Source organism: Edwardsiella hoshinae NBRC 105699 = ATCC 33379 (assembly GCF_000474215.1).
Classification (GTDB): Bacteria; Pseudomonadota; Gammaproteobacteria; order Enterobacterales; family Enterobacteriaceae; genus Edwardsiella; species Edwardsiella hoshinae.
Genome location: NZ_BAUC01000102.1, coordinates 1 through 848 on the forward strand (window position 1 = coordinate 1; position 848 = coordinate 848).

Genomic DNA, 848 nt, shown 5'->3' on the forward strand with positions numbered 1-848 from the left:
TTAAACAGGTTATAGCCCAGTTGTGCTGCGACCTCTGCTACCATCTTCTGCCCGCGGACGCTGTTGCCTGCCTCATCCAACGGTGGCGAGAAGGCCGCAATCCCCATCACCCCGGGCACCACCGCCAGAATGCCACCGCCTACGCCGCTCTTACCCGGCAGGCCGACATGGTAGGCCCAGTCGCCAGAGCGGCCATACAAGCCCTCCATGGTCATCTCGGCCAGGATATAGGGGACGTTAGCACGCTGTAGCACGCGCTGCCCGCTGCGTGGATTCACCCCGCCTGCCGCCAGGGTCGCCCCCAGGGTCGCCAGTTCGACGGTATCGATCAGCGTCGAGCATTGGCGGGTATACACGTCACAGGCCTCCATCGGGTCGCAATACATCGTCCCGGCGGAATAGAGTAGCCAGGCGATGGCGCGATTATGGAAGTTGGTGGTCTGCTCTGACTGGTTCACCTCGTCCGACAGCGCCACTTTCTCTCCCGCCAGCTGCTGCTGGATGGTCAGGATGCGTTGCCAACGTTGCTCGCGATCGCTTGCCTGAATCAGGCTCGCCGCCGCCATCGCCCCGGCGTTAACCAGCGGCGACAAGGGCTTGCCGCGATGTAACTCCAACGCCATCACCGAGTTAAACGGCAGGCCGGTCGGATCGGCGCCGATCTTATCCTGCACCGCCTGCGGTCCGACATCTTCTAACGCCAGCGCCAAGGTGCATACCTTGGAAATCGACTCCAACGCAAAGCGATAGGCGCTGTCGCCGGCGCAGTACACCGCGCCGTCATGCGTGACGATGGCCAGCGCCGCCAATTGGCTCGGCACACTGGCCAAATAGGGAATATAGTCGGC

General features: G+C 62.7%; 1 protein-coding gene. It reads right to left on the minus strand.

Translation table 11 applies throughout. The features are described 5' to 3' along the window. Positions 1 to 848, minus strand: an 848-nt coding sequence (gene glsA / locus EHO01S_RS17205; RefSeq protein WP_024525090.1) for a glutaminase A, incomplete at both ends; no start/stop codon positions are given.